At 70.6% G+C, this 20,557-nt stretch carries 22 protein-coding genes; 8 read left to right on the plus strand and 14 right to left on the minus strand.

What is annotated here, in order from left to right; genetic code table 11:
• Nucleotides 1–3: 3 nt before the first annotated feature.
• The 3 genes from M4V62_RS29080 to M4V62_RS29090 all read right to left on the minus strand — a co-directional run bounded on the left by M4V62_RS29080 (nt 4) and on the right by M4V62_RS29090 (nt 1,228).
• Nucleotides 4–390, minus strand: coding sequence for a hypothetical protein (locus tag M4V62_RS29080; protein ID WP_249590148.1), 387 nt, complete (start codon nt 388–390; stop codon nt 4–6).
• A 138-nt stretch (nt 391–528) separates the two neighbouring features.
• On the minus strand, nt 529–840 hold the full coding sequence (locus tag M4V62_RS29085) for a hypothetical protein (protein WP_249590149.1): 312 nt from the start codon (nt 838–840) through the stop codon (nt 529–531).
• 40 nt (nt 841–880) lie between these two features.
• A complete protein-coding gene (locus M4V62_RS29090; protein WP_249590150.1) occupies nt 881–1,228 on the minus strand; it encodes a hypothetical protein in 348 nt (115 codons plus the stop codon).
• 172 nt (nt 1,229–1,400) lie between these two features.
• Here M4V62_RS29090 and M4V62_RS29095 point away from each other — a divergent pair, with 172 nt between their 5' ends.
• Nucleotides 1,401–1,670 carry a DUF2277 domain-containing protein gene (locus M4V62_RS29095; RefSeq protein ID WP_249590151.1) on the plus strand — a complete coding sequence of 90 codons (270 nt, stop codon included), beginning with the start codon at nt 1,401–1,403 and terminating at the stop codon, nt 1,668–1,670.
• Here the strand turns inward: M4V62_RS29095 and M4V62_RS29100 are convergent.
• Nucleotides 1,667–2,329, minus strand: a complete 663-nt coding sequence (locus M4V62_RS29100) for a DedA family protein (protein WP_249590152.1) — start codon at nt 2,327–2,329, stop codon at nt 1,667–1,669. The two genes, M4V62_RS29095 and M4V62_RS29100, sit on opposite strands and share 4 nt — an antisense overlap.
• Nucleotides 2,330–2,608: 279 nt before the next feature.
• On the opposite strand from M4V62_RS29100, the gene M4V62_RS29105 reads away from it, so the two are divergent.
• Nucleotides 2,609–3,166 (plus strand): superoxide dismutase family protein, encoded by a 558-nt coding sequence (locus tag M4V62_RS29105; protein ID WP_249590153.1) that lies wholly within the window; start codon nt 2,609–2,611, stop codon nt 3,164–3,166.
• A gap of 100 nt (nt 3,167–3,266) precedes the next feature.
• Here the strand turns inward: M4V62_RS29105 and M4V62_RS29110 are convergent, their stop codons facing one another.
• The 4 genes from M4V62_RS29110 to M4V62_RS29125 all read right to left on the minus strand — a co-directional run bounded on the left by M4V62_RS29110 (nt 3,267) and on the right by M4V62_RS29125 (nt 8,389).
• Nucleotides 3,267–3,716, minus strand: coding sequence for a DoxX family protein (locus M4V62_RS29110; protein WP_249590154.1), 450 nt, complete (start codon nt 3,714–3,716; stop codon nt 3,267–3,269).
• A gap of 61 nt (nt 3,717–3,777) precedes the next feature.
• The gene (locus tag M4V62_RS29115; protein ID WP_425575091.1) at nt 3,778–5,802 is read right to left on the minus strand and encodes an FAD/NAD(P)-binding protein; all 2,025 of its coding nucleotides are present in this window, start codon (nt 5,800–5,802) and stop codon (nt 3,778–3,780) included.
• Nucleotides 5,803–5,943: 141 nt separating this feature from the next.
• Complete coding sequence (locus tag M4V62_RS29120; RefSeq protein WP_249590156.1) at nt 5,944–7,620, minus strand: alkaline phosphatase D family protein; 1,677 nt, start codon at nt 7,618–7,620, stop codon at nt 5,944–5,946.
• Between the two features lie 121 nt (nt 7,621–7,741).
• On the minus strand, nt 7,742–8,389 hold the full coding sequence (locus tag M4V62_RS29125) for an HNH endonuclease family protein (protein WP_249590157.1): 648 nt from the start codon (nt 8,387–8,389) through the stop codon (nt 7,742–7,744).
• A gap of 513 nt (nt 8,390–8,902) precedes the next feature.
• On the opposite strand from M4V62_RS29125, the gene M4V62_RS29130 reads away from it, so the two are divergent.
• Together M4V62_RS29130 and M4V62_RS29135 are read left to right on the plus strand one after the other, a co-directional pair.
• The gene (locus M4V62_RS29130; RefSeq protein ID WP_249590158.1) at nt 8,903–9,481 is read left to right on the plus strand and encodes a TMEM165/GDT1 family protein; all 579 of its coding nucleotides are present in this window, start codon (nt 8,903–8,905) and stop codon (nt 9,479–9,481) included.
• Nucleotides 9,482–9,752: 271 nt separating this feature from the next.
• The gene (locus M4V62_RS29135; RefSeq protein WP_249590159.1) at nt 9,753–10,418 is read left to right on the plus strand and encodes an HAD-IA family hydrolase; all 666 of its coding nucleotides are present in this window, start codon (nt 9,753–9,755) and stop codon (nt 10,416–10,418) included.
• A 31-nt stretch (nt 10,419–10,449) separates the two neighbouring features.
• Here the strand turns inward: M4V62_RS29135 and M4V62_RS29140 are convergent, their stop codons facing one another.
• Nucleotides 10,450–11,427: a peptidoglycan-binding domain-containing protein gene (locus M4V62_RS29140; protein WP_249590160.1), complete on the minus strand. Its 978-nt coding sequence runs from the start codon at nt 11,425–11,427 to the stop codon at nt 10,450–10,452.
• 133 nt (nt 11,428–11,560) lie between these two features.
• On the opposite strand from M4V62_RS29140, the gene M4V62_RS29145 reads away from it, so the two are divergent.
• Nucleotides 11,561–13,630 (plus strand): MDR family MFS transporter, encoded by a 2,070-nt coding sequence (locus tag M4V62_RS29145; protein WP_249590161.1) that lies wholly within the window; start codon nt 11,561–11,563, stop codon nt 13,628–13,630.
• A 61-nt stretch (nt 13,631–13,691) separates the two neighbouring features.
• Here the strand turns inward: M4V62_RS29145 and M4V62_RS29150 are convergent, their stop codons facing one another.
• Complete coding sequence (locus tag M4V62_RS29150; protein WP_249593059.1) at nt 13,692–14,240, minus strand: GNAT family N-acetyltransferase; 549 nt, start codon at nt 14,238–14,240, stop codon at nt 13,692–13,694.
• 102 nt (nt 14,241–14,342) lie between these two features.
• Nucleotides 14,343–14,981: a LysE family translocator gene (locus M4V62_RS29155; protein WP_249593060.1), complete on the minus strand. Its 639-nt coding sequence runs from the start codon at nt 14,979–14,981 to the stop codon at nt 14,343–14,345.
• Nucleotides 14,982–15,185: 204 nt separating this feature from the next.
• Between M4V62_RS29155 and M4V62_RS29160 the strand changes: the two genes are divergently transcribed.
• Complete coding sequence (locus M4V62_RS29160) at nt 15,186–16,046, plus strand: SAVMC3_10250 family protein (RefSeq protein ID WP_249590162.1); 861 nt, start codon at nt 15,186–15,188, stop codon at nt 16,044–16,046.
• Nucleotides 16,047–16,124: 78 nt separating this feature from the next.
• Here M4V62_RS29160 and M4V62_RS29165 read toward each other — a convergent pair whose 3' ends face one another.
• Entirely contained in the window at nt 16,125–16,442 is a 318-nt protein-coding gene (locus M4V62_RS29165; protein ID WP_249590163.1) for an antibiotic biosynthesis monooxygenase family protein, read from the minus strand.
• Between the two features lie 183 nt (nt 16,443–16,625).
• Here M4V62_RS29165 and M4V62_RS29170 point away from each other — a divergent pair, with 183 nt between their 5' ends.
• On the plus strand, nt 16,626–17,021 hold the full coding sequence (locus tag M4V62_RS29170; protein ID WP_249590164.1) for an FHA domain-containing protein: 396 nt from the start codon (nt 16,626–16,628) through the stop codon (nt 17,019–17,021).
• 33 nt (nt 17,022–17,054) lie between these two features.
• On the opposite strand, the gene M4V62_RS29175 is transcribed toward M4V62_RS29170, so the two are convergent.
• Nucleotides 17,055–17,723, minus strand: coding sequence for an O-methyltransferase (locus M4V62_RS29175; RefSeq protein ID WP_249590165.1), 669 nt, complete (start codon nt 17,721–17,723; stop codon nt 17,055–17,057).
• Between the two features lie 135 nt (nt 17,724–17,858).
• On the opposite strand from M4V62_RS29175, the gene M4V62_RS29180 reads away from it, so the two are divergent.
• Nucleotides 17,859–18,992 (plus strand): serpin family protein, encoded by a 1,134-nt coding sequence (locus M4V62_RS29180; protein WP_425575081.1) that lies wholly within the window; start codon nt 17,859–17,861, stop codon nt 18,990–18,992.
• Between the two features lie 156 nt (nt 18,993–19,148).
• Here M4V62_RS29180 and proP read toward each other — a convergent pair whose 3' ends face one another.
• The gene (gene proP / locus M4V62_RS29185) at nt 19,149–20,465 is read right to left on the minus strand and encodes a glycine betaine/L-proline transporter ProP (RefSeq protein ID WP_249590166.1); all 1,317 of its coding nucleotides are present in this window, start codon (nt 20,463–20,465) and stop codon (nt 19,149–19,151) included.
• Nucleotides 20,466–20,557 lie beyond the last annotated feature (92 nt).

Here is a 20,557-nt window from a genome sequence, read left to right on the forward strand (position 1 = left end):
GTGTCAGCCCGGCTCGCAGCCCATGGTTTCGTGGCTGACGCCGTCCAGCTTTCTGGCCCAGGCCGTCCAGTTCTCGTCGTAGTCGTCCTTGCGGATCTCCCGGTAGACGCAGCCGCTTCCGGGGCCGTAACTGATGGCGTACACACTGCCGTTGGCGCGTGACTCGAAGGAGTAGGCGTGGCGCTGCGTGCCGTTCTCGGCCTCCGCGTAGCCGGGCGGGCCGTAGCACCAGGCGTGGCCCATCATTCCTGGCTCGGACCAGAAGCAGACCTGGCCGGGTGCCGTCGCGGCACGCGGCGCGGTGGTGTGGGACTCGGCGGTGGCCGAGGGGGCGGCCGCGGTCAGGAGGGCCGCGAAAGCGGCGGTGACTGCGGCGGTTCTGAAGCGCATGCGCGTGGGCTCCCGGGGGTGGTCGATGCGTTGTGCATGACCTCAATCCCCAGCGTTTGCGCAGGTAAGCGCCGTGTCACCCGGAATGATGACTAGTCGTATCGGAGGGGCACGGCCGCCCGGCGGCGGCCGCACCGCTCAGCGGCCCGAGCCCGGGTGCGTGCGCTTGTACCTGCGGTCCCAGCGCTCCTGGCGTTCCTTGCGGATGCGGTAGTCGCGGTAGGTCTTGGGGAAGCCGCCTCCGCCTCCGCCGCCCCCACCGCCGCCTCCGGCACCGGCGCCTGCGCCACTTCCGCCCGCGCTGCTTCCGCTGCTGCTCTTTCCCGAGCCCCCGCGGTCGTACTGCTGGACCATGAAAAAGACGAGCGCCGCTGCGGCCAGCCACAGAAGTGGCTGGCTGAAACCCAGGCCGACCAGTGCAAGGAGCAGGACGACCAACAGAACATTCATGGCAGCACCTCCTTGGCGTAGCTGGAGTCAACGCCCGCTGTCACCCGGTGTCAATGGATTTCTCGTGGATGTGTTTGAGCCGTGCGCGGGCCGCCACGGCGTCCGGGCCCGTCACCTGTTCCCAGAAGCGATGGCAGGTGACGAACACCGCCAACTCCCTTTCCCTCGCGCGGAGTTTCTCCACTTCCGCTTGTTCGTCCGGGGTCCAGCCGGGGGAGGCGGGTCGCTCCACCTTGCGCCAGCCGTGGTCGTCGCTGAAGCCGTCCAGAGGCGTGACCGACCAGGGGAGCCGCTTCAGGAGGGCCAGGAGTTCGGCCCGGACCTGGTGCAGTTCCTCCTGGCCCGCGAGGAGGTCGTCAGGGAAGTCGTATGCAGGGGTTGCAGGCACCCGCTAATGGTACTCCTGTTCGAATTTCGAGGGCGAGAGCCGCCACGCGTGATGTGGGGTGAACTTCGGGGGACTTCGGGGGACTCCGGGGGGCTTCGGGGGACTCCGGAGGATCCGGCGCTTCCGCCGGTACGACTTCACGCCCGCGCCTCACGCGCGGCAAGCTGTAAGCATGTGCCGCAGCATCAAGACCCTCCGTCCGCCCGCCATCCCCGAGGACGCCACCGAGGAGGAGATCCGGGCCGCCGCGCTCCAGTACGTGCGCAAGGTCTCGGGGTTCCGTGCCCCGGCCGCGCACAACCGCGAGGTCTTCGACCGCGCCGTGGACGCGGTCGCCGAAGCCACCGCCGAACTGCTCGCCGGGATCGAGGTGCGGGGGGCCAAGCCGCGCGCAGCCGAGCCCGGGGCAGAGCCGGCGGCCGCGGAAGCCCCGGCCGCCTAGCTGGCCGCCGCTGTCGCCGCTGTCGCCGCCGGTGACGCCGGCGTCGTACGCGGCCGTCGCACCAGGAAGGCCGCGCCCGCGCCCGCCGCGAACAGCGCGAGCAGTGAGACGCCCGTGGCGAGCCACGAAGCGCCGAGCCACTGTCCGCCGAAGTAGCCGAGCGCGACGCTGTATCCGGCCCAGGCCACGCCCGCGAGGGCCGACCAGGGCAGGAACTCGCGCACCTTGCGGTGTGCCGCGCCCGCCGCGAGCGAGACGATCGAGCGGCCCGCGGGGGCGAAGCGGGCGATGACGACCAGGACGCCGCCGCCCCGGGCGAGCGCCGTGCCGAGTCGTTCCTGCGCGGTGGTCAGGCGGCGCGAGCGAGCGATGGCGCGGTCCAGGCGCTCGCCGCCGCGCCAGGCGAGGCGGTAGACGGCCAGGTCGCCGAGGACCGATGCGGTGGCCGCGCAGAGCATGAGGATCAGGATGTCGGGGACCTCGTGCGCGACGTTCCCCGCGCCCGTGCCCGCCGTGCCTGCTGCGGCGGCCGCCGTGGCCGCCGTGATGACGAGGACCCCGCTCGGCAGTACGGGCACGACGATGTCGAAGAGCACCGAAAGTGCCACTACCGCGTAGATCCATGGGCTGCTGGTCAGTGAGCCCAGACTCTCAAGCACCGAAATTCCCCGAACTCCCCGGTCGACGACGTGACTGCCGCGACGTCGCGGGGGAGCGGCAGGGGCGGCTTGGTGACAGCTGTACAGCGTACGCCGCGCTCTTCGCCGGAGATCCACGGGGGGCTCATATGTTCGCTACATCACGTTCACCCGCCTGCCGCGCTCGATGGGGCGTACGGCGCCGATGTCCCGTACCAACAGAGACACCAGCAAGCCAACAGAGACACCAGCAAGGTCAACACCAGCAGGGTCAACGGACGGTACGGAAGGAGCGGGGCGATGGTGGCAGGAATGCTCGCCGGGGCCGTTGCGACGGCGGTGCTCGCAGCGGGCGGTGGCGTGGGGGGCGGGGACGGGCCGCCTTGTCACGAGATGCGGGTCGGGGCGCGGTTCTCGCCGCCCGCTGCCTTCATCCCCTCGTCGGCGATCACGTACGACACGAAGCTCGTCCCCGCCGGTTCCTCGATCGAGGTCGAGCAGCGCGGCAGGCCGGGCGACATGAGGGTCAAGGTCCGGGTGAAGGGGATGAAGCCGGGGTACGCGTACGGCGCGCACGTGCACCAGAAGCAGTGCGGCGCCGACCCGGCCGCGGCGGGCGGGCACTACCAGCACCGCGTGGACCCGGTCCAGCCCTCGGAGGACCCGGCCTACGTCAATCCGGAGAACGAGGTCTGGCTGGACTTCACCGCGGGCGGAGGCGGCTCGGGCGCGGCGAGCGCCCGCCATGACTGGGAGTTCCGTCCGGGCGGGGCCGGATCCGTCGTCCTGCACCGCGAGCAGGGCGGCGCGGGTGACCGGGTGGCGTGCTTCACCGTGCCGTTCGCTCCCGTGGGCTGAAGTCCGCGAACGTGACGGCGCCCCCTCCCTCGTACGCGTACGAGGGAGGGGGCGCCGTCACGTGGAACATGGCGGGTGCGCGTGCGCGCTCGCCGGTGCGTCAGGCGGCCACCGGCGTCCGCTCCGAAGTCGCCTTGTCCTCGCGCTCGCCGCGCGAGGCGAAGAGGCGGTCGAGGCCGAGCGCGCCCGAGCCGGTGAAGACGAGCAGGAGCATGGCCCAGCAGAAGATCGCGGAGGCCTCTCCGCCGTTCTGCAGCGGCCACAGGGCCTCCGGCTGGTGCACCTTGAAGTAGGCGTACGCCATCGAGCCCGACGAGATGAACGCGGCGGCGCGGGTGCCGAGGCCGAGGGCGACCAGGCCGCCGCCGACCAGCTGGATGACGGCCGCGTACCAGCCGGGCCAGGTGCCCGCGTCGACCGTGCCGCCGCCCATCGCGCCGCCGAGCACGCCGAAGAGCGAGGCGGCGCCGTGGCAGGCGAAGAGCAGGCCGATGACTATGCGGAAAAGCCCGAGGGCGTAGGGCTGGGCGTTGTTGAGACGTCCAGTCATGGGGGGTCTCCTTCGGTTTTTCGGGGACGGTAACCGAGCGGAGGCCCAAGGTTAGGGGAACCTAATCAATGCTTGCAAGTTCAACATCTGGCCATTCGGGCGATTCCGCTTCCCTCGCGGACGGGACCACTCCCCTCGGGGAGGGGATCTCCCCCGTCCTCGCCGCCGTCCGGAGTACGGCCCGCGCCACCGCGTCCGCGTCCGACAGGGTCACCGAGTCGACGCCCGGCCTGGCGCCCGCAGCCGTCACCCAGTGCACGCCCTCCGTCGGCACTCCGAACGCGAACCTCCTTGCCTGGCAACGACCTTGACGGTCGATCAGGTGATACGGGCGGGGTGATACGTCGAGGCCTCCGGTTTCATAGCCGTCGACGACGTGGGCGCGGCACTGGCCCGTCCGCAGGAGCCGCCCGAGCAGTTCGTCCGCGGTGCGCCGCACGTCCGGTTCGGGGAGCCGGGCCTCGATGACTGTGGTGACGGACACATCCGACCCCGGTACGTCGGGGGAGTGCGCGAGGTACGTCCCGTCGGGGCCGGGCCGCACGGCGAGCCGCGGGCCGAGCACCTCGACGACCCCCGCCTCGACCAGGGCCGTCATCTCCTCGATGCGGCGCCGGGGCGGGCCGATCGAGAGGAAGGCGTTGAGCGGTGTGTACCAGCGGTCCAGGTGCTCGCGGCGGGACGAGCCGGTCAGGCCGCCGTGGTCGAGGATCAGGCGGAGTTCGTTGCGCAGGTCGCGCAGCACGTCCAGGGCGGACTTCAGCGGGCTCGCGACATTGCCGAGCGCGGCCTGCGCGGTGTCCTCGCGCAGATAGGCGATCAGCCAGGCGCGGAAGTCGTCCGGGGAGCGGAAGATGTGGCCTGTGTACGGCCGTGCGAGCCGGTCCCAGGACCAGTGCGCGGCCTCGGGGATCCCGAACTCGTCCAGGATCAGGGCCTCTTGAGTGCCTCGGTGCGGCGCCGCGAGGAAGGCGTCCTGGAACTCTCTTGCCCGTGCGGCGGGTTGGACGAGGGCCGTGTAATAGACCGTCTCCACTTCTTTGGCGACCAGTGGCCAGATCTCGTCGAGGAAGTCCGGCGCGTCACCGCTGTCCGCGCGTTTGCGGAAGCGGGATATGACGTCGGGGGTGAGGACGAGCGGCTCGTGCCGGCCGTACGCGCCCTTCGCGTTGTCGCCGCGCGCCTGGTAGGGGATGCCGCGCCGCGAACCCGCGTACAGCCTCGGCTCGTGCCCCGAGGGCTGATACCGCAGACCGCCCCCCGGCGCCGGGGTGAAGCGTCCGCCGCGGCCCTGCGTCAGGAGCGCCATGTGGTCGAAGAAGTTCAGGCCGAGTCCGCGCAGCAGGACGCGCTCGCCGGGGGCGATGGCCGAGAGGTCGACGTCGGCGGGGTTGGCCGGCGGTATGTGGCGCAGGCCGTGCAGCGCGGCGTGCGCGGCGAGGTGTTCCTGCCCCTCGTCGCTGACCGTGGGCAGGTGGCCCTGCGCGAGGACGACGGCACCGAGCCCGGAGAGTTCACGGCCGTCGTCCAGTACGAGGGACTGGGCGCCGCCGCCCGTGCCGTCCGCGGAGTCGAGGCGGACGGCGCGCGCCGCGTGCACCTCGACCCGGACCGTTCCGGGGGCCCGGCGCAGGACCTCGGCGAAGACCCACTCCAGATAGCGGCCGTAACAGGCGCGGGTCGGGTAGTCGTCCGGGCCGAGCCCCGGCGCGTGCCCCGCGGCGGCCCACGCGTACAGGCTCGGCCCCGGCCGGATCGGCCCGGCGCAGTCGACGCTCTCGTCGGTGAAGAGGGTCACCTGTGAGGCGACCGTGTTCATGAGCAGCTCGGCCGGCTGTGCGGTCCGCCAGACGCGTCCGGGGCCCGGGGGAGAGGGATCGACGACGTGGACCGTGAGCCGTGCCCCCGGCGGCAGGAGTTCGGCTGCCGAGGCACAGAGGCGTTCCAGGACACTCGTGCCGCGGGGCCCCGCGCCGACGACGGCGACAGCAACGTCATGTTCCGGTGCGGTCGCTGCGGATGGTGCGGACAAGGGCGTGACTCCCGGGCATCGGAGGGGACGATGGAAGCGGACGGTCCGCCTCATCATGCCGCCGGAAGCCCCGAAGTCGAACCCCGGAACAGAGGATCACCAGACGGGTGTGGCCTGTGTCACGTGGCTCGATCCGGACGCCGGTCGCCTTTGCGCGGCTATGGGAATTAAGGGGGTCATGCGAGAGCTGCGGGGCTATGAGAGCCGCGACTCCTGAGTCGTTTGCAGCCGTACGCCCACGCCCTTCACGACCTGCGCCTGATCCAGCCGCACCTGCGCCGAACGGCCCCGCAGCGTCAGCGTCATGAGCTGGTTGCCGAACCAAGGCCCGCCTGTTTTGCGCCAATTGATGGCGGCCCGCTCCGTACGCCCGTGCCGCACGAAACGGCGGCCGAGGGCCCGGCCCACCCTGCTCCAGCCGAAGTGGAAGCCCAGCTTTATCGACGCGGGAATGGAGTTGTGGACCGGGGAGCACGTCAGCTGCAGGACGCGGGCGTCGGGACCGCCGCCGCCCGGCCAGGTCGGTTCCGCGATGTACGCGTGGTGGACGTCGCCGGAGAGCACGCACACCGTCGCGGGGGCGCCCGCACCCGTGCCCACCTCCGCGATCAGGGCCGTCAGCGCGTCGAAGGACGCGGGGAACGCGGCCCAGTGCTCCAGGTCCGAGCGCCTGCGCAGGTTCTCGCCGAAGCGGGCCCAGCGCTCGCCGCGCTCGCCACGGCACAGCGCGGCGTTCCAGCCCTCGGCGTCATGGATGAGGTGCGGGAGCAGCCAGGGCAGCGACGTGCCGACCAGGAGGTGGTCGCAGCCGCCCGCGCCGCCCGCGCCGCCCGCCCCGCCCGCGCCGTCGAGGGCCTGCTCGCGCAGCCAGCGGGCCTCCTCCGGGTCGACCATCGCGCGGTTCTGCTCGTCCAGGACGCGGGCCGCCCGGGTGTCGACCATGAGCAGGCGTACGCGGCCGAAGTCGCGGCGGTAGCTCCACCGGGTCGCCCTGGGATCGGCGTCCGACGCGGACGCGAAGGCGCGCAGCTCGTCCGTGCCGTCCGGCGTCGTGCGCAGCGTGGCGTACAGCTCGTCGCGCTCAAGATCGGCGGGCGACAGATTGCCGAGGTGCTGGTAGACCCAGTACGACATCAGGCCGCTCAGCACGCGCTCGCGCCACCAGGGCGTCGCACGCATCTCGGCCAGCCAGGCCTCGCTGGTGTTCCAGTCGTCTATGACGTCGTGGTCGTCGAAGATCATGCAGCTGGGCACGGTGGAGAGCAGCCACCGCACCTCGGGGTCGAGCCACGATTCGTAGTAGAGGTGGGTGTACTCCTCGTAGTCCGCGACCTGGTCGCCCGGCGGGTCGTTCAGGTTCCGGCGGGCCGCGAGCCAGCGGCGCGTGGCCTCGGAGGTGTTGTCCGCGTACACCTGGTCGCCCAGGAGGAGGAGCACGTCCGGGCGGTCGGCGGCCGTGCCGGTGGCGATCCTGGCGGCGAGGGTGTCCAGGGCGTCGGGCCCGACGGGGTCGTGCTCCCCGCTCGGCGGCGCCGCCCAGCGGCAGGACCCGAAGGTGACACGGAGCTCCGCGTCGTCACCCTCGCCCGGCGTGCGGATGGTGCTCGGCGGGAAGGGGGAGTCCGGCAGCGGCCACACGGGGCCGCCGCTGTCGCCGAGCCGCACCTCGTACGCGGTCTCGGAGCCCGGACGCAGCCCCGTGACCGGGATGAGCGCGTAGTGATGGCCCGCGATCTGGAACGTGTTCGCCGTGCCCTTGGCGCCGTCGGCGCACCGCACTTCGGCGGTGCACGGGCGGTCGGCCTCGACCCAGACCGTCGCCGTCGAACCGTCGACATACCTCAGCAGTGGACCCAGGCGCAGCCGTGCCACGATGATCACTCTCCTCCGTCGCCCCGTACGGTACGGAACGACGGAGGCCGGTGGGGAGGTTCCGGGGATTCCCGCTGGTTACAGGCCCGTGACCTCGGCAGCCGTGGAGAGTCCGGTGACCTCAGCAGCCGCTGAGCACCGAGGACAGCTTGGTCTTCTCCTCCGGGTTCACCGTCATGTTGTAGTGGTGCTTCACGTCCACCCACATCCGGGCGTAGTAGCAGTGGTACGACGCGGTGGGCGGCATCCACTCGGCCGGGTCCTGGTCGCCCTTGCTCTGGTTGACGTTGTCGGTGACCGCGATCAGCTGGGGGCGGGTCAGGTCGTTGGCGAAACCTTCCCGCTGGGCGGTGGTCCAGCCGCTCGCGCCGGACTTCCAGGCCTCGGAGAGCGGGACGACGTGGTCGATGTCGACGTCCGAGGCCGCGGTCCAGGTGCCTCCGTCGTACGGGGACTTCCAGGTGCCCGACGTGGCCGCGCAGCTGGAGTCCTGCTGGACGTTCGTGCCGTCGCGCTTGAGGACGACCTCGCGGGTGTTGCAGGCGCCGGACTGGGTCTTCCAGTGCGGGAACTTCTCGCGGCTGTAGCCGTCGGACGAGCCCTCGGCCTTCTCGGTGAGCTGGCCGAGGTAGGTGCGGGCGGTGGCGGCGGAGACCGGGGCCGGGGGAGCGGCCTGGGCGGGGGCGCCGGTGAGGAGGGCCGCCGCGGAGGCGAGGGCGGTCAGGGCGGTGAGAGTGGCGAGGCGTCGACGCGCGTAGACAGCGGACATACGAACTCCCTTGTCGTGGGGGGATGTTGACCGTTGGGGCGGCCATGCTGACGCGGTGGGGTTTCCTGTGGATGTGCGTCAGGTGACAGGGTCGCGTCAATCAGGTGGTCAGTTCAAGAGTTCTGGCGCTGTGTCATGTCCGGTCATCTGTGCGGAAGTTGGACGAGAGGGCCCGCGGGGGTGCCGACGGCCACCTGTGAGCGGCTCTGGGTTGTGGCCCGGATCACTTTTCCGAGGGGCCGAAAGGCCCTGGTCCGGGGTGCGTGGACGTCCCGTACGATGGATGGCGCAGAAGGGGAGTAGCTCTTCGCCGGACCGTCGACATACTGCTCAGCTCGCCTGAGCCGGCGCCCGGAGGCAGGCCCCGTCATCGACGTGGTCGGCCAGCGAGACCTTCGGCAAGCAGTGCCCGACGTACATGACCGTGTACGTCCGTGTGTGCTGCCGTGCCGAGGTGTCGTACGTGAGGTACAGATGGCTCTCGGTGGGGCAGCCCCGACCGATTGAGGAACCTTGATCAGCATCAGCGTGATGGCGCTCGTGTTCGGCGTCGTCTTCCTTGCCGAACTCCCGGACAAGACAGCGCTGGCCGGGCTCGTCCTCGGGACGCGCTACCGCGCCTCGTACGTCTTCGTCGGGGTCGCCGCCGCCTTCGTCGTCCATGTCGTGCTCGCCGTGGCGGCGGGCAGCGTACTGACGCTCCTGCCGCAGCAACTCCTTCACGCGCTCACCGGTGTGCTCTTCCTCGGTGGCGCGGCGATGCTGCTCCTGAAGGGCGGCGACGACGAGGAAGAGGTCCGCGAGCCCAAGGACCAGAGCTTCTGGAAGGTGTCCGGGGCGGGCTTCATGCTGATCCTGGTCGCGGAGTTCGGCGACCTGACGCAGATCATGACCGCGAACCTGGCCGCGCGGTACGACGACCCGCTCTCCGTGGGTCTGGGCGCGGTGCTGGCGCTGTGGGCCGTCGCCGGGCTCGGCATCGTCGGCGGAAAGGCGCTGATGAAGCGGGTGCCGCTCTCGCTCATCACCAAGATCGCGGCGCTGCTGATGACGGGGCTCGGTGTGTGGAGCCTGTACGAGGCGATTGCCTGAGCGCCGTGAGGCGTCTGGCCGGTCTGGGCGGACTGGCCGGTCTAGCCGGTCTGGTTGGTCTGGTCGGGTCTGACCAGGTCTGGCCGGGGCCCTGTTAGGGGTGTGACCTGCGGTGCTGGCGTCTCGTGGCCCCTTTTTGTATCGTGGAGAAACAAAGTGGCTCCGCCCGTGTTCCCTGACCGGCGGGCGGAGCTGCCTTGATCTTTCCTCCGCGATCTTTCCTCCGCGGTCCTTCCTCCGCGGATCTCCCTCTGTGTTCTGGAGTACGTCGATGACGGCTGAGACCGCCTCTGTTCTGACCGCCCGGGCCCTCCTCCTCGACATGGACGGAACTCTCGTCAACTCCGACGCGGTGGTCGAGCGCTGCTGGCGGCGCTGGTCCGAGCGGTACGGGCTCGACTTCGACGCGGTCATCAAGGTCGTCCACGGGCGGCAGGGATACGCGTCGATGGCGGTGCTGCTGCCGGAGCGGTCCATGGAGGAGAACCACGCGGAGAACCGCGAGATGCTGGCCGCCGAGACCGCGGACATGGAGGGTGTCGTTCCCGTGCCGGGAGCCGCTGCTTTCCTCGCGTCCCTCGAAGGGCTGCCGCACGCGCTCGTGACGTCCGCGGATGTGCCGCTGTCCACGGGGCGGATGGCCGCGGCCGGGCTGCCGCTGCCCGCCGTGCGGGTCACCGCGGAGAGCGTGGGGGCGAGCAAGCCTGATCCCGAGGGGTTCCTCAAGGGGGCTGCCGAGCTGGGGTTCGACCCTGCTGACTGCGTTGTCTTCGAGGACTCCGGGGCCGGGATCGCCGCGGGGCGTGCGGCCGGTATGCGGGTCGTCGGGGTCGGCCCCCGGGCGGGGGAGTTCGAGCCCACTGTGCAGGTTGCCGACTTGACGCAGGTTCGGGTGGAGCCGGTTGCCGGTGGAGCGCTTCGGCTGACGTTCGGCTGACCCGCCTCGCGCCGACCCGTCCCGCGGGTCGCTACGGCTCCGACGTTTCTCTCTCCAGGGCCGCCCGGGTTTCCCTCCCGTAGACCCCCTGCCCGTCCCCCTGCGTCCCCCGGGCGTACTGGAAGCGGGTCACCGCGTCCGCGACCTGGGTGTTGTAGTTGCCGTTGGGCTCGCCCATGTACAGGTACAGCTGTCGCAGGCGTTGCTGGAGTTCCTTGACCTCCGGGCCCCTGTCGCCGCGCCTCAGGACGCCGTCGGCCGACGGCGGGGCCGGTTCCACCGAACCCGTCGCCCGTGCCGTCGAGCGGCTCGGCGGCGGGGTCGTCCTCGGCTTGGCCGACGCGGACGCCGTGCGGGACGCGGACGGGGACGGAGGCGCGGACGGGGTCGGGCTCGCCTCGGCCGTCGCGGACCGGGAGCGCGACGGGGTGGCCGTCCTCGGCTCCGACTCCGTGGCGGAGCCGGACGGGGCGTCCACCGCGTGCGTCGGCGCGTCCGGCAGCGCCTCGTCCCGTTGCGGCTTGTCGGGCGTGAGCAGGAACGTGGCGAGCACCGCGACGGCCACCACGGCCACCGCCGCGCCCACGCCCGCGTACAGGCCCTTGCGGCCGCGCCGCGGTTCCGGTCCGTCGTCGTACGGCAGCGGGGGCGGGAGCGGGCCGTCCTGCGACGCGGCGCCCGCCGCGAAGAGCCCCACGTCCGCCGACCGCGGTGGGGCCGCCGCCTCCGGCGGGAGAACGGCCGCGGGAGAAGGCCCCGGTTCGGGCGCAGAACCCTCCGCGGGCCCCGGCTCCGGCAGCGTCACATACGGACGGATCCGGAGCGGATCGAAGTCCTCCGCGGCGGCCGCGTCCGCGGACCTCGCGTCCCGCGCCGCGTCGGCCGCCCGCTCCGTACAGCCGCAGGCAGGCGCGCTGCCCGGCTCCCGCGACGTACCGCATTCGGGACATCGCTGACCGTCCCGGCCGCCATCGGCGCCTTCCGGACGTCTTTCCTCCGCGCTGCTCACTCTTCGTACCCCACCCCTAGAGAACTCCAGCGATTATGCAGATCGCCGGTTCAACAGGCCATAACGGGTCGCACGGACCAGGATGGAGAGGGAGAGGCCCCGCGGGAGACGCGGGAGCTCTCAGGAGGTGTCCATGACGCAGGACGTCAGCGCCCGCCCCGCGGGGCCGGAGCCAGATCCCGTCCCCGGGCCACCGGACGAGCACGCGCACGGCGGTGTACTGGTGTCCATCGGCGCGCTGCTGCTGGGCATGCTGCTCGCCGCCCTCGACCAGACCATCGTCTCGACCGCGCTGCCCACCATCGTCAGCGAGCTCGGCGGCATGGAGCACCTGTCGTGGGTCGTCACGGCGTATCTGCTCGCCGCGACGGCGGCGACGCCGCTCTGGGGCAAGCTGGGCGACCAGTACGGCCGCAAGAAGCTGTTCCAGCTGGCCATCGTGATCTTCCTGGTCAGCTCGGCCCTCTGCGGCATGGCGCAGAACATGCCGCAGCTCATCGGCTTCCGCGCGCTCCAGGGCATCGGCGGCGGCGGTCTGATGGTCCTGTCGATGGCGATCGTCGGCGACATCGTCTCGCCGCGCGAACGAGGCAAGTACCAGGGCCTGTTCGGCGCGGTCTTCGGTGTGACGAGCGTGCTCGGGCCGCTGCTCGGCGGCCTGTTCACCGAGCACCTCAGCTGGCGCTGGGTCTTCTACATCAACCTGCCCATCGGCGTCGTCGCCCTCGTCGTCATCGCCGCGGCCCTGCACATCCCGGTGCGCTCGCAGAAGCACACCATCGACTACCTCGGCACCTTCCTGATCGCGGCCGTCGCCACCTGCCTCGTCCTCGTCGCCTCGCTCGGCGGCACCACCTGGGCCTGGGGATCGCCGCAGATCATCGGCCTCGCGGTGCTCGGCGTCCTGCTCGCCGTGGCCTTCGTGTCCATCGAGCGCAAGGCGGCCGAACCCGTCATCCCGATGAAGTTGTTCCGGGTCAGGACGTTCACGCTCTCCGCGATCATCAGCTTCGTGGTCGGCTTCGCGATGTTCGGCGCGATGACCTATCTGCCGACGTTCCTCCAGGTCGTCCAGGGCGTCTCGCCGACGATGTCGGGCGTGCACATGCTGCCGATGGTGATCGGCATGCTGATCTCGTCGACCGGGTCCGGCCAGATCGTCAGCCGTACGGGCCGCTGGAAGGTGTTCCCGGTCGCGGGCACCGGCATCACGGCCCTGGGCCTGCTCCTCCTCCACCAGCTGAACGAGAACAGCAGCACGGGCGAGATGAGCGCCTACTTCTTCGTCTTCGGCTTCGGGCTCGGCCTGGTCATGCAGGTCCTGGTGCTCATCGTGCAGAACGCGGTGCCGTACGGGGATCTGGGCGTCGCCACGTCCGGCGCGACGTTCTTCCGCTCCATCGGCGCCTCGTTCGGCGTCGCCATCTTCGGCACGATCTTCGCCAACCGCCTCGTCACCAAGCTCTCCGACGCCGTCGCGGGACAGGAGCTGCCGCCCGGCATCAGCGCGGACTCCCTCAAGGCCGACCCGCGGGGCATCGCCGAACTCCCCGCGGCGGTGCGCCCCGACGTCGTGCACGCCTACGCCTCGTCCATCACGGACGTCTTCCTGTACGCGGCTCCGGTGGCGCTCGTCGCCTTCGTCCTCGCCTGGTTCCTGCGCGAGGACAAGCTGCGGGGCTCGGTCACGGCGCCCGACACGACGCAGACGCTCGCCAGCAATCCCGTGGAGCGTTCGTCGTACGACGAGGTGGCGAGGGCGCTCTCGGTCCTCGGCACGCGGGAGGGCCGCCGCGAGATCTATGTGCGCATCACCGAGCGCGCGGGCTACGACCTGCTGCCCGCGGCCAGCTGGCTCCTGCTGCGGATCCACCGCCACGGCCATGTCGAACCGGCGACGCTCGCCGAGCGCAGCACCGTCCCGCTGCACGTGATCACGGCGGCGTCCCGCCAGGTCGAGGAGCGCCGTCTCGCCCGGCGGGAGGGCATGGGCCTGACCCTGACCGACGAGGGCCGTACGGCGGTCGCCAAGCTGTCCAAGGCCCGCGAGGAATCCCTGTCCGAGCTGCTCGGCGACTGGTGGGGCCCCGACCGGCCCACCGACCTGGTCAAGCTCGTCGAGGAACTGGGCGCCGAGATGTGCGGCTCGGACGCCGAACGGCCGTACAACGGCAGGCCTCCTCAGCGCGGCGTTGCGGCCTGAGCGGCGCCGCAACGCCGCTCCGTCCGCGCTCGCGTGTCCTCACGTCCGCGCTCGACGGCCCTCAACCAGCCGCCGGGGCCAGCCTCTTGACGTACCAGCACTCGGCGTACATCCGCTCGGTGAGCGGCTCGCTCTCCTCGTAGCCGTGCCGTGCGTAGAGCGCCCTGGCCTCGACCAGATCGAGGCGTGTGTCGAGGATGAGCTGCCCGGCACCGAGCGCGCGGGCCGCGTCCTCGGCGGCGGCGAGGAGCAGCGCGGCGCCGCCCTTGCCGCGCATGTCCTCGCGGAGGAAGACGCGCTTGAGCTCGGCGGTACTCGTCCCCTTCAGGTCGCCCATGAGCCGCACCCCGGCGGTCCCCGCGGGCTCGCCTTCATGCCGGGCGACAAGGAGTACGCCGGTGGGCGGGCGGAGGTCGGCGCCGGTCTCCGCCGCGATCTCGCGCTCCAGCTCCTCGGGCGCGGTCCTGCGCTTCTCGTGGAGGAGGTAGTACCGGTCGCTCACCTCGGTGTAGTACGCGCGCCAGAGCGCCGAGGCGACAGGGGAGTCGACGGCTTCGGGGGCGACGGCCCAGGAGGCGGTCTCTGCGGGACTGTTCTCGACGTGGCTCATGTGACCCATGTGACCCATGTGACTACTCATGGAGGCCATTCTCGGGACGCGACTGCCGTGGCCCGCAAGCGAATTAAGCCCTGAGGGCCTTCACTCCCGGCCTCAGTCCTTGCGCCCGGTGGCGGCGACACTGACGCCGAGCCCGATCATGGTGAGCCCGCCGACCCCGCCGATCATCGAAAGGCGCCGCGGCGAGTGCGCGAACCAGCCGCGCGCGGTGGACGCGACCAGGCCCCACACGCTGTCGCAGGTCACGGCGATGGCGTTGAAGACGAGCCCGAGCACCAGCATCTGGAGCATGACGTGCCCCTGCTCCCGGTCGACGAACTGCGGCAGCACGGCGGCGAAGAACACGATGGTCTTGGGGTTGGCCACACCGACCGCGAACCCCTCCCACAACGTACGCAGCCCGCTGTGCGCAGGGCCTTCACCGGTGAACGCGGCGTGCAGCGAGGCGCGTTGGCGCACCGCCTTGACCCCGAGGTAGACGAGATAGGCGGCGCCGAGCAGCTTCAGGGCGGTGAAGACGACGATCGAGCGCTCCACGACGGACCCGACTCCGAGGGCCACGGCCACGACGAGGACGTAGGCGCCGATCGTGTTCCCCACGACGGTGGTCAACGCGGCCCGACGCCCCTGCGCCAGTGCCCGCCCGATCACGAACAGGACGCTGGGCCCGGGGATCACGATCAGCAGGAACGACATGGCCGCGAAGGCGAGTATCCGGTCGGTGGACATCATGGGGCCCATCGCACCACGGGAGCGCGCCGCGCCGGTATCGCTTTTCCGGGCCCGGCCCAGCCGCTCGCCGCCGGCCGCGCCGCCGCCCTGGTGCGCCGACTTCATCGGGCTCACCGGCGCTGCTTTCAGTTTGCCCTGACACGGGTCGGCGTCTCGTGCACAGTTATGGCATGGCGGAGGAGAATTTCGAGCCCCGGAGACCTCGTGCGCGAGCTCATCTATTTGTCTGACAGCAAGCTGCAACAGTTCATGCCGAAGCCGCGACGGTGGCGAGGGCCTGAAAGTGCCAAGATCGTTACGCCGCTCGGGGAGTTGAACCTGTCACCGCGAACAACTGACCCGATCGAGGCGCGCGCCAAGCACTTCGAACGAGTGGTTGAACACATTGAACTAAACGCTCGGTGGTTTCAGACAGCGCGACATCAGGCGGGGCAGTGGATTTGGTTTGAGGCGCCACTTAACTATGTCAACATTCCTGCCGAGGGAAAGGGCGCACTGCTCTTCGTGGATCCAGAGGGTGCGTACGAGCAGGGCTACCCGCGCTCTTCCCCTTGCCGACTTCTCCTGCATGGGTCAATCACAAACCTCATTGCCGCCCAGTCGGCAGTAGTTGATGCCTCCCTTCCCACGCAGGAGGAGGTAGGGCAAGAAAGTGCAGCCAGGTTCGATGCATTCCTCGAAGGGCTCCGGGACTCGCGCAGTCCAAGCGATCCAACGTGGTTCATGGCTCGGCTGGCTGCACTCCATGACGCGAACCTCGAGGCGAATGTTGAGGCAAGATCACTGCTGGGGGAATTGCGAGACACGCAAAACCCCATGCTGAGCCTCACGGCAACCTTGCCCCTGAGCGACTCTATCGAGTCCCGGCGCCCAAGCGAGAAGCTCCAACGCGGCGTTGAGGAATTGGTGCATTCCATCGACCGGCAGGTGATTCCCGAGACAGCTTCGTGGGTCCAGGGGTACGCCCGCGTGTCAGCGCACATTCACCTCGGCCGTCCTCGCCGAGAATTCACACAATACCTGGTGGCCAGTCCGCTGTACGTGGAGCGAATGATGGAGCCGTAACCAATCCGCAGCGTCACATTCATGGTGCAGGACGACGCGAAACATCGCAGCGCCTTCGATGGACTACCGCTGAGAGAGCTACTGGCTCTTGGGCGCTGCCTGCTGCACGACCTCGAAAGACCACACCGCGGCGCTGCTTGACGCCGGCTTCGGACGGTCGCCGCCGCCCTGGTGGGCCGGCTTCATCGGGCCTTCCATCCACGCTTGGAACGACTCCTCGTCACGCCACCGCGTGTACACGAGATAGTCGTCTGTGCCCTCGATGGGGCGGAGAAGCTCAAACCACTCGAAGCCGTCGGAGTTCTCCACGGCGCCGGCGCGGGAGGCGAAGCGCTTCTCAAGGGTTTCCCGCTGCTCGGCGGGAACGGTCAGCACATTGATCTTCACGATGCTCATGCGCCCATCCTCGCGCATGCCCCCGACGAGCTCGGTCCGGGTGGCGTTCGCTCGGTCATGCGTCCATTGTTCCAAGGTCCCGTGCTTTCGCGCGAGGGGCGCTTTAGGATGCGGCGGCGCGGTGCGGAGCGGGTCGGGGTGCGTTCCGGGGTGCGTGTCCGGTCGTCGAGAGTGGGGGCGTACGTGCTGGAGCTGACCATGGCCCTGTTGTCCGGGGCGGACGAGGGGGCGACGGCGGGCATGCTCATGGCCGACGCCCCTAGCGCGCCGGGTTCCGTGCTGCGGGTGGGGCGTGATCCCGGCCGCTGCCGCCTTGTGCCGCCCGATGACTGGCTGTTCGTCTCGCGCACCCATCTGGAGTTCCGCTGCGGGACCGACGGGGGTTGGACCGTCACCTGGCTGCGCGGGTCGCATCCCCAGCCCGCGTCGGAGGTGCGGCTCACGGTGGACGGCGTGGCGGCGCCTCTTGAGTACGGCGGAACGGCGCCGCTGGCCCGGGGCGGGTCCGGTGACGTCGTCGTCCAGGACCGGGCCGGTGGTCCTCGCAGCGTCAACGTCGGCTTCTATGTGGAGGGTTGAGGGCGGAGAGGGCTGAGGGGTGGGGGCTTCTGCTCAGTCCAGTACGCGGGCCAGTGCCAGGCCGTCGTAGCCCTTCGTGCCCACCGTCTGCAGCGCCGTGCCGCTCAACTTCGGGTGCCCGGCGATGATGTCGAGTGCGCTGCGCGTGCCCAGTACGCCGGGGTCGGTGCTGTCGGCGTTGGCCACCTCGCCGCTTCGTACGACGTTGTCGATGATGATGAGGCTGCCGGGGCGGGTGAGCTTGAGCGACCACTCCACGTAGTGCGGGTTGTTGACCTTGTCCGCGTCGATGAAGACCAGGTCGAAGGGGGCCGCGTCCTCGGCCACCAGTGCGGCGAGCGAGTCGACGGCCGGGCCCACCCGGACCTCGGTGAGCTTGTCGAGGCCGGCGCGGGCGAGGTTGCCTCGGGCCACGTCGGCGTGGACCGGGGAGTACTCCAGGGTGATCAGGCGGCCGTCCGCGGGCAGGGCGCGGGCCAGCCAGATCGTGCTGTAGCCGCCGAGCGTGCCGATCTCGAGGATGCGGTGCGCGCCCTGGATCTGGGCGAGGAGCTGGAGCAGCTTGCCCTGGTTCGGCGCGACGCTGATCTGCGGCAGACCGGCCGCGTCGCTGTCGTGCAGGGCCGCGGTCAGGGCCTCGTCGCTGGGGGTGAGCAGATCGGTGAAGTAGGTGTCGACCGCGGTCCATTGCTGCTGGGTCATGAGGGCCTTTCCGAGGGTTCGTTAGGTTCGCTAACGATGTTAGTGGGGCGGGGGTCGATTGTCAGTGGGGACTCGCATACTGGGGTGGTCGGGCTGTGTTGGCGGGACGCGGGCTGTGAGCTGCGGGGGGTTGGGATGACGTACGGGACCGGGCAGTTGTTGCCCGCGGTGGCGATCCGGGGGCTTGCCGATCGGTGGCTGCCGCTGATGGCTTCGCCGGGAGAGGGAGAGGAGCAGGGGCAGGGGCAAGGGGGTGGCGCGGGTGCGGGGGACTTCGCCTGCTCGCCCGCCGGGCTGTGGCTCGCGCTGGCCGCCGTCGCGGTGGGCGCGCGGGAGGAAACCGCCGGGGAGCTGCGGGAGTTGCTCGGCGTCGCGGGTGAGGAGGCCGCCGGTGTGGTCACGGGAGCCGCGCGGGCGCTGGCCGGCACGGACGCGGTGGCCGTCGCCACCCGGGTGTGGAGCCGGGTTCCGGTGTACCGCGCCTATCGGGAGGCGCTGCCGGACGTGGGGTTCGGGCCGATGGATCCGGACGGCATCGACGCGTGGGTCCGGGAGGCGACGGGCGGTCTGATCGAGCGGCTGCCGGTGGTGATCACTCCGGATGTGCTGCTCGTTCTCGTCAACGCGCTTGCGCTCAAGGCGCGTTGGGAGATCCCCTTCGAGGGGGCGGGCACGCGGGACCAGGACTTCACGGACGCGCTCGGCGTGCGGCACCGGGTGCCCACCATGCACCGGCCCGTTCCGCTGAACTGCGCCTGGACGGTGGGCGGCGCGAGCGTCGTCGAGCTGAAATGCCGGGCGGAGGGCGGGCGGGCGCCTGCGCGGGTGCGGTTCGTGCTGGGTGAGCCGGGGGCGGGGGCCGCCGAGGTGCTGCCGCTCGCCTGGGCGCCGGAGGGGCGGTGGACCGGGATCGACGCCGAGCAGATCAACATGGCGGTGCCGCGGATGTCCTTGCGTACGCGGATCGACGCGACGGAGCAGTTGGCCGCGCTGGGGGTGCGGTGGGCCATGGGCGAGGGAGCCGACTTCTCCGGGATGTCGCCGGAGCGGCTCGCGATATCGCAGGTGGTGCAGGAGGCGGTGGTGAAGGTCGCGGAGGAGGGGGTTGAGGCGGCGGCGGTTACTGCTGTGCCGATGGCGCCTGGCGGTGCGTATGTCCCTCGACGGATCGAGTGGATCGCCTTTAACCGGCCGTTCGGGGTTGTGGTGCTGGACGGGGCGGGGGAAGTGCCCTTGTTTACTGCTTGGCAGGCGGGGGTGCCGGGGTAGGGGCGGGATGTTTTGTCCCCAACCCCGCCCCTTCCCGGCTGCATCTATTGGCGGCTCCGCCGCGGGCCGCTCGGCGCAGGGGCCTTGGTTGCCGTCATCACCGGCTTCGCCGAGTTCGTCCTCAAGCGCCGGACGGGCTGAAACGCGCCGGACGGGCTACTTTTCCACCGCCGGCGGCGAACCCGGCAGCGGACGCCCCGCGCTTTCCCTCATGAACCACACCGCGACGCCGCCCACCACGGCCGCGGCCATCATGTAGTACGCGGGCATCATCATGTTGCCCGTCGCTCCGATCAGTGCCGTCACGACCAGCGGTGTCGTACCTCCGAAGATCGACACGGAGATGTTGAAGCCGATGGAGAGCGAGCCGTAGCGGACCTTGGTCGGGAAGAGGGCGGGGAGTGTCGACGGCATCGAGGCCGTGAAGCAGACCAGGAGCAGGCCGAGCGCCGCCATGCCCAGGCCGATCGCCCAGAGCGAGCCCTGGCGGATCAGGAGCAGGGCGGGGACGGAGAGGAGCAGGAAGCCCGCGCAGCCCGCCGCGATCACCGGGCGGCGGCCCACCCGGTCGGTCAGTGCGCCCGCGAACGGCTGGGCGCACATCATCAGCGCCATCACGGCGAGGATGACCAGGAGGCCGTGCGTCTCGTCGTACTTGAGCTCGCTCGTCAGATAGCTCGGCATGTACGACAGCAGCATGTAGTCCGTGACGTTGAAGACCAGGACCAGGCCCATGCACAGGAGCAGCGACTTCCACTGGCCCGTGACCATCTCGCGCAGGCGCACCTTCGGGCGGGACTGCTCGTCCTTGTGCGCCTTCTTGAGCTCCGCCGCGAACGCCGGGGTCTCCTCCAGCTTCATCCGCAGGTAGAGGCCGATCAGACCCATCGGGCCCGCGATCAGGAACGGGATGCGCCAGCCCCAGGAGAGCAGGTCGTCCGTGGACAGGAGCGCCGTCATCAGCGTGACCAGGCCCGCGCCGCCGATGTAACCGGCCAGCGTGCCGAACTCCAGCCAGCTGCCGAGGAAGTCCCGCTTCTTGTCGGGGGCGTACTCGGCGATGAAGGTGGACGCACCCGCGTACTCACCGCCGGTCGAGAAGCCCTGCACCAGGCGCGCGACCAGGAGCAGGATCGGGGCGCCCACGCCGATGGAGGCGTAGGAGGGGATCAGGCCGATCGCGAACGTGCCCGCCGCCATCATGATCATGGTGAGGGCGAGGATCTTCTGGCGGCCGATGCGGTCGCCGAGCGGGCCGAAGACCATGCCGCCGAGCGGGCGGATCAGGAACGCCGCGGCGAAGGCGCCGAAGGTGGAGAGAAGCTGGGCCGTGGGGTTGCCCGAGGGGAAGAAGACCTTGCCCAGCGTCACGGCGATGTAGCTGTAGACGCCGAAGTCGAACCACTCCATCGCGTTGCCGAGTGCGGCCGCCTTCACCGCCCGCTTGACCAGCGCCGGGTCGACGACGGTCACGTCCGCCGGGGTGGGCGCGGACGGAGGGGCCTGGGTCTGCGGAGCTACGGGTGCGACGGGTGCGGCTGCCGGCAAGGGTTCGCTCGCCTGCC

Origin of the sequence: Streptomyces durmitorensis (genome assembly GCF_023498005.1) — a bacterium.
Lineage (GTDB): Bacteria > Actinomycetota > Actinomycetes > Streptomycetales > Streptomycetaceae > Streptomyces > Streptomyces durmitorensis.